The 5,711-nt window shown below is 51.3% G+C and carries 5 protein-coding genes; 2 read left to right on the top strand and 3 right to left on the bottom strand.

All coding sequences use genetic code 11. The features are described 5' to 3' along the window. Nucleotides 1-113: 113 nt before the first annotated feature. The gene (locus C5S62_RS02940; RefSeq protein WP_104403987.1) at nucleotides 114-1,583 is read left to right on the top strand and encodes a sodium:solute symporter; all 1,470 of its coding nucleotides are present in this window, start codon (nucleotides 114-116) and stop codon (nucleotides 1,581-1,583) included. Between the two features lie 125 nt (nucleotides 1,584-1,708). Then, nucleotides 1,709-2,152, top strand: coding sequence for a copper resistance protein NlpE (locus C5S62_RS02935; RefSeq protein ID WP_104403986.1), 444 nt, complete (start codon nucleotides 1,709-1,711; stop codon nucleotides 2,150-2,152). Between the two features lie 155 nt (nucleotides 2,153-2,307). Here C5S62_RS02935 and C5S62_RS02930 read toward each other — a convergent pair whose 3' ends face one another. The 3 genes from C5S62_RS02930 to C5S62_RS02920 form a co-directional block, all read right to left on the bottom strand. Beyond that, a complete protein-coding gene (locus C5S62_RS02930; RefSeq protein WP_104403985.1) occupies nucleotides 2,308-4,131 on the bottom strand; it encodes a mechanosensitive ion channel family protein in 1,824 nt (607 codons plus the stop codon). A gap of 47 nt (nucleotides 4,132-4,178) precedes the next feature. Further along, on the bottom strand, nucleotides 4,179-4,832 hold the full coding sequence (locus C5S62_RS02925; protein ID WP_104403984.1) for a GIN domain-containing protein: 654 nt from the start codon (nucleotides 4,830-4,832) through the stop codon (nucleotides 4,179-4,181). A 74-nt stretch (nucleotides 4,833-4,906) separates the two neighbouring features. Continuing rightward, a complete protein-coding gene (locus C5S62_RS02920; RefSeq protein ID WP_104403983.1) occupies nucleotides 4,907-5,569 on the bottom strand; it encodes a DUF2461 domain-containing protein in 663 nt (220 codons plus the stop codon). Nucleotides 5,570-5,711 lie beyond the last annotated feature (142 nt).

The following is a 5,711-nucleotide window of genomic DNA, read 5'->3' as shown; positions in this document are numbered from 1 at the left end:
GCCGAAGTGTTGGGAAAAGTTAAATATGTTAAAGTACAACCGCACTCGGCGCCTTCGGAAAGTTCCTTTTTATTTCTTTCGTATTTTTGTAAATTCTCAAAAAATCATGAAAGATGAACACGACAATGCTGATGACGGCCACACTGGTCTTTTATTTTCTTCTGCTCATGTGGCTTTCGCGGCGCAGTGGCCGGCAAAAAGGCAATGATGCCTTCTTTCGCGGCGGCCGGCAGTCGCCATGGTGGATGGTAGGCTTCGGCATGATCGGCGCAAGCATCTCGGGCGTCTCGTTCATCTCCGTGCCCGGATGGGTAAGCACCACAGGGATGACTTATCTGCAGATGTGCGCCGGTTTCTTCTTCGGCTATCTGGCTGTGGCATTCCTGCTGCTGCCGCTCTACTACCGCCTCCGGCTCACCAGTATCTATACTTATCTGGGCAACCGCTTCGGCCGCTGCTCACACCGCACGGGAGCACTTTTTTTCCTGTTGAGCAAACTCACCGGCGCGGCGGCACGCCTCTACGTGGTATGTCTGGTTTTGCAGCAGTTTCTTCTGCCACACACTATCGGCACCGGTGCCGACGGCCTGTACTTCGGACTGACTTCGGCCGGGATACTGCTGCTGATATGGCTCTACACGCGCCGCAGCGGTATCTTCACCATTGTACGGACTGATGCCCTGCAAACAGCCTGCCTGCTGCTAATGGTCATTATCATGACAGTCATAGCAGCAGGCAGGCTGGAACTTGACGCCGGAGGCATGGTGAGAACAATAGCCGGCAGTCCGCTCTCACGGGTATTCGAATGGGACACCGGCAGTCCGCAAAACTTCTGGCGGCAATTCGTGAGCGGGATTTTCGTAGTGATTGTCATGACAGGACTCGACCAGGACATGATGCAAAAAAACCTGACATGCCGCTCATTACGGGAAGCGCAAAAAAACATGTGCGCCTACGGGGCGTGTTTCCTGCCCGTCAACCTGCTGTTACTGGCCTTGGGCATTCTGCTCTACACGCTGTGCTCCCAAAGCGGCATGCCACAACCTGCCGGCGGCGACACGCTGCTGCCCTCACTGGTGGCCGGCGGCGAACTGGGGACGCTGGTCATCATTCCTTTCACCCTGGGCATTGTGACGGCAGCCTTCTCAAGCGCCGACTCCGCACTGACGGCACTGACAACGAGCTGCTGCGTGGATCTGCTGAACGTGGAACAACGCGGACTGACGCCTGAACGACAAGCAACAATACGGCAACGCGTACACATCGCCATGACTGCCGGTTTCCTTATCTGCATCCTCCTCTTCAGGCTGGCAAACGATACCAACGTCATCAATGCCATATATGTGATGGCCTCCTATACCTATGGGCCTCTGCTGGGACTTTACGCATTCGGACTGCTCACTCATCGCGGCATACGCGATAAATGGGTACCCGCCGTGGCCATTACTTCTCCAGTTGTCTGCGCCTTACTCGACCATTTCGCCCCATTGTGGTGGAATTATACGTTCGGCTACGAACTGTTGATGCTCAACGGACTACTCACATTCGCAGGTCTGGCAGTATTGTCGAAAAAAAGAAAATAACGGAGGGAAACGCACCATAAAGATTCCTACAACAAAAGCCAATAAGACGTAAAAAAACTCACAAATCCGGACCTTTTGAAATTCATTTCGTACCTTCGTCCTGTCACCTAAAAAAATGACGCATTATGAGAAAGATTTTTTACGCGGCTTTCCTCTTTGCAGGACTGGCCATGACAGGTTGCGGAAGCGACAAACCTAAAGCACATGATAATGAAGGTAACGCCGTTGCCAAGTGTGAAACCAACGACAAACACAATGCGGAGAACTCCATCGACTATCAAGGAACGTACAAAGGAACACTGCCCGCTGCCGACGGGCCAGGCATCAACATGGCACTCACCATCAACAATGACAGTACGTACACTTTGGAATATGACTATATTGAGCGCGACGGAAAATTCAAGGAACAAGGAAACTATACCGTTGAAGGCAATCTCATGACACTCACAGAAAAAGAAGGACAAATGTCATACTTCAAAGTGGAAGAAGGACAACTGCGGCAGCTTGACAACGACAAACAGCCCATAACCGGGGAACTGGAAGCCATGTACATCCTAAAAAAGCAATAGACACAACTAAAGAACTGTCCCGTTCACGAAAAAAACTCATCAACTTCCGGCGAATATCAGATATTCCCAACTCTGCCGGAACTACAACTGAAACCTGATAGGGCCGGAAGAAATCTTCCGGCCCTATTAGGTTCATCTTCAACAAACAAACCGGCTCACTCCGGTTTCTTGCTCCGTGGAACAGCAGCCTCATTGCCATCACGCACGGCCATATAATGGGGCGACATGATCTCCACACTGGCCGAGGCGAATTTATCCTGAATATTCTGATACAGTTCTGAATAAATACGGGGCATGCCAGCGGCTTCTTTCACGTAGGCATTTATCTGATACACAGGATACCAGTCCTGCAAGGACGTTTCCAGCACAAACGGCTCCGGTTCAGCCAGAACACCGGCAGTATCGCGGGCAGCGTCTATGAGCAACTGATGCACCTTGCGCCAAGGCACATCGTAACCGATGCTCACTTCGGTGTGAATAATCAAACCGAAGTCACGCGCCGAAGAACTGTAATTGACCGTATGCGACGACATTATAAACGAGTTAGGTATTGTCACCAGCTCATTCTTTGTCGTTCTGATGCGCGTGACAAAGGGTGTTTTTTCTATCACATCACCTGTCGTATCATTAAGCTTGATACGGTCGCCTAACTTAAAAGGACGCATGTATGTAATAACAAGGCCGGCTATGACATTACCGATAACCGCACTGGAGCCTAATGAAATAACCAAGCCTACAAAGACTGAGATCCCCTGGAATACGCCGGATTCGGCTCCGGGCAGATAGGGATAAATCATGGCTACCATGAAAGCATAGAGCAAGAAGCGGAAAATGTTGAACGTAGGCATGGCCCAGTCGGGATAAAAGCCGCGGAGCCGCAACTTGCCAGCTTCTATTTCCGAAGCCAGATAGCGCAGACCGCGGATGAGATATCTGACGGCATAGAATATGACAACGATGGTGAACAAATTGGGAATATAAGCCACAATGCCTCGCAAAATCCCCTTGACAGGTGTCCATATGTATGAGAGTAAGGTGTAGGCGAGTTCTTCCGTTTGCGGAAAAATGGCGAAAAGCAGCGGTACGGAAAGGATGAGCAGCAGCAATATCACAACGTAGCGCCCTATGTTGGCCAGGAATACGAGAAGATTCACCTGACGTTGCGTGTCGAGCAACTGATAGTCCTGTATGGAAATAGGCTTCAATCTCGTGTCTTTGAGCCGTATGATGCGTTCTTTCAGATTGCGGTAAAGCCACGAAACGAGACGTATGAGGAGGAACTGCCCTACGAGCACAAGCAGGAAATAGAGGATACGCTTGGCCAATGTCAGAAGGCTATGCTCCTTTTTGAGCTGGCGCAGTTTTTCCACTATGACACCGCGCCGTTTGGCGGCAAGTTCATCGCGGGAGAGGTTTTCCCACAGCCCGTCCTGGTCGGTAAATGAGAAGATCACCTTGTCGCCATACATCACATCGGTGACGATATCGGTACTCTCTACGTAGACAGAGTCGGGATTAAGCGAAAAACGCCGTCCCAGTTCTTCGATGATCTGTGCGCCTGCCGACGCACGCATCTGGGGTGAATTGCCTCCACGCTTGGCGTAGATCAGGAAAAGAGTGTCGGTTCCGACAACTACCGGCACTCCTTGCGTTATTTTCCGCAATGAGTCGATGCGTTGCTTTTGGGCGGCCTGTTTGAGCGAGTCGCTAGTGAAGTTCTGCAACCTTATTTGCTCCAGTTCCATGCGCAGATTGGCTTCGTTGAGCCGCGCTTCTTCCAGCTGGCGGCGCATACTGTCCTCCAATGTCGGTTCCTGCGTGATGGCGCCGGACGTAGCCGGAGATTCCGACAGACTGTAAGGGATGTCTCTGTCCGTTTGTGCCGATGCCACAAACGGCAGACCGCACCACCCTGCTGCCAGCACGAGGAGGCACAGGTATATTTTGAGAGTTTTTCCCACGATGAGGCGATTTGTCATATTATTCTGAATTGTTCCGGCAAAGGGGGCGGCCTTTGCGTTGTGTCCTAGGGATTGTAAATGATGAGGCCGGTGCCTTTTTCCCTAAATATTTTCTCACGACATGTGCCTTGCAGATAAATGTTGCCGCTACCATAGATTTCGGCTGCGAGGCGTCCGGTTTTCACGCCCTTGAGGTCGATGCTGCCAGACCCTACGAGGCGTACGCTGACCTCATGCGCTGTAAGGGACTGTGACATGAGAGCGCCCACACCGTTCAGCTCGAGAAATACGGAACTGTTAAGAATCATGTTGCCGAGGCGCAGACATTTCACACCATTCAGCATGAATTTGTTGACATAAGGTGCATAAACGTCTATGACGATAACGGCTTTTTCGGGCATGCGGTAGCGCCTGTCGGTGCTGATATTGAGCACATCATCTGCGGTTTTCGTGAAGACATGCTCCAGTACTTCAGACCTGGCCATGAGCCTGACCATCGGCGCTCCGAGGTCTTTCTGCTGATGAAAAGTGACATCGGCAAAACAGTCTATCTCGACCGATGAAAAATCGTTGGTACGGATAGTCATTGAAGTTAGTCCGGCGGTATCGACGGGAGCTTCGGCTATTTCTTTCACCACCTGATGGATGTTGCGGTTGTCGCAGGACGTTACATGCACCGTCAGCAGGAGGAATAGCAGCAGTTGCGTTTTCAGGGACATGACTGATAACTTTTTTGAGTTCTACATTCAAGGTTCGGGCTTTGCGGAAGCAAGGGGCTTTTCTGCCTGTAAAGTTACAAATAATCGTCAACGGTGTCGTTGACAAAGTCGAGAAAAGGTTTCATGATACGGAAAATTTCCGCAGCCTCTTCCGCCCAGTCCTTTTTCATGAAAAAATCATCGCTCACTAAGGTGCTGAGGTCGTACTGCTTGGGCTGCAGGTATTGCGGATAGGCAAAATCGCGCGGAAATCCTTTGGGCAACGTCTTCAGATGTTCCTCTCCCAGCACGGGCCGGAGGGCGGCGAGCGCGGGAGCCGTCATGATGGCATGGAAATGTTGCGGATTGTCCACAATGCTCTGGCGCACGGCGCGCAGCACGGGAGAGGGCAGCTCGTAGGTACCGACACACAGCATGCAACTGCCGGGCTGGAGATGAAGATAATAGCCACCATGGACCGACTTCTTGCCACACGGATTGATGTAACAGCCGAAATGACGCTTATACGGCGACTTGTCGGGACTGAAACGCGTGTCGCGATAGAAACGATAGAGGGTGGACTTGACGGGCAGTCCGGCCACGGCCGGTTCGAAACGGGCTATGCGCGATATCATGTCTTCGGCTATGGCGGTAAAACGGCCGGAGGCATCGGCGTAGCGGTGACGGTTTTCGGCAAACCACTCACGGTTGTTGTTGGCAGCCACATCGGCCAGGAAACTGAATATTTCTTTCATCATGCTTATTTTTAACGGACTGTCAGAACTGTTTTTTGCAAAAAACACTTGCCCTGAATATGTCACATGCGTGTTTTAACATTTCTTGCTTTCGGACGAAAAATGTGTTATCTTTGTAATAGCGGAGCGGGGCTTTCCATGGGGA

It is taken from the genome of Prevotella sp. MGM2 (assembly GCF_002933955.1).
Lineage (GTDB): Bacteria > Bacteroidota > Bacteroidia > Bacteroidales > Bacteroidaceae > Alloprevotella.
The sequence above is the reverse complement of the archived record's forward strand: the minus strand, read 5'-3'. Positions and strand labels throughout refer to the sequence as shown.